We start from the raw sequence: 1256 nt of genomic DNA on the forward strand, positions 1-1256 counted from the left end.
AAAAAAACAATTTTGGAGGATTTTTTCTATGATTACAGCTGACCTTTTAGCACCTGTTAAGGACGCAGTTTTGCAGGCAGTTCCGTCTATCTTGCCAGTTGGTGCCGCTGTGTTAGGAGCGAGCCTTGCTGTTCGCTTTGCAGTATCAACGCTCAAGAAATTCTTTTAATCAAAAGCACTCGAAAGGGTGCTTTTTTTGATAAGGAGCAAAATGAAAAAAATTATTAAAAAAATAGCAGTTTGTTTTTGTATTGTAGTTTTGATTTTTACGTCTTCTAGACCTAGAACTGTAAAAGCCGAAGCGCTGACTTTGGGTGGCGGTTTGACTTATTTAGCAGGCGCAGGAGCCAGTGCGGCTTCTTTGCCTATTCTTATTATCGGACTTGCTGCCGTTTTGCTTTTAGGTCTTGTGGTCACGAATTGGGACGATATAGCAGCCTTTGGAAATGCGGTAGCTGATGAGTTGAGACTAGCAGGATATGCTTTGTCTAGTTTCGTAAATGGAACGTCTGTAAAAATTGATAATACGTTTAAAAGCGCTGTTTTGAAAGCATACGGCAAAACAGGAACAACCATGGCAAAATATTATCCAACTGCTGATTATTCAGGCGGTACGGTGGTCAAAACAGGTTTATTAAATAAGTCAGATAGTCTAGACGCTTCGGTGTATCTTGAATATCTAGACCATGATTTTCCTTATTCGGATAATGTGGTTAATAATATTTACGGTAAATCAAATATATTTCTGAGTACGGCTCCTCCATCATCTTGGAAAAGCTTAAATAGTTCCTATACTGGAGTAAATCAGTATGTTTTAAGTTCAATTACGGTTATTGCGTCATTTGAGCCGACGACGGCAAAAGTTGCTTTTTTTAACTTGATAAATTTGGGAACACAAAAAGAGGTCAGAGACGCAGATGGAAATTTGACTAAATTGATTTTGACGATTACAGCGCAAGAGGTTGCTGATTTCACTTCAGGAGGTGAGCTTGTCACCGAGTTTGCGACAGCTTTGGCAACGGATAAGCCTGTGACAATTACAGATGTGTCTATTCCTGAATTGGGTATAGGGAGCGTTAGGGAGGAGATAAGTACAGCGAATATGATGCAAAATGCTATGACAGTAAAAACTGCAGAACAGTATATAAATGTTGCGTTTCCTGAAGCGTCAACAACTGTGACATTTAATAGTCAAGCAGCTGCTATAGGGGCAACGTTGCCACAAATTGGCACGTTATCAGATTATGCTCTTACAG

Annotated in this window: 1 protein-coding gene; it reads left to right on the forward strand. The window is 39.6% G+C overall.

Translation table 11 applies throughout. The features are described 5' to 3' along the window. Positions 1–211: 211 nt before the first annotated feature. Positions 212–1256: hypothetical protein (locus HMPREF2613_RS00150; protein ID WP_148129924.1), on the forward strand; the 1045-nt coding region annotated here is incomplete at its 3' end.

It is taken from the genome of Streptococcus sp. HMSC070B10, from assembly GCF_001808665.1.
Lineage (GTDB): Bacteria > Bacillota > Bacilli > Lactobacillales > Streptococcaceae > Streptococcus.